1 protein-coding gene is annotated in these 248 nt (G+C 63.3%); it reads right to left on the reverse strand.

What is annotated here, in order from left to right:
- On the reverse strand, positions 1 to 191 hold a 191-nt coding region (locus tag MKD49_RS26175; protein WP_252697762.1), incomplete at its 3' end, for a hypothetical protein.
- Between the last annotated feature and the right edge of the window lie 57 nt (positions 192 to 248).

Here is a 248-nt window from a genome sequence, read left to right on the forward strand (position 1 = left end):
GTGCACACGATGACGGTTTCGTCAGTGCGCGGTTGGCCGGTGTGCCAGTCGGTGGAATCGATGGTGCCGACGGTTTGGTATTTGTCCGGCGGGCCGTCGCCCATATAGATCGCGGTGCTGACGTCCTGGCCGCCTTCTTTTTGGACCCGGTTCCACGGTGGGTCACTGACGTGGACGTCGAGGTAGGCCAACCGGTTCGAAGGGCGGAACTCGGTGGTTTGCCGGGCCCAAAGGTCGGGTGGGAATCC

Source organism: Herbaspirillum sp. WGmk3 (assembly GCF_023952535.1).
GTDB lineage: Bacteria > Pseudomonadota > Gammaproteobacteria > Burkholderiales > Burkholderiaceae_D > Herbaspirillum > Herbaspirillum huttiense.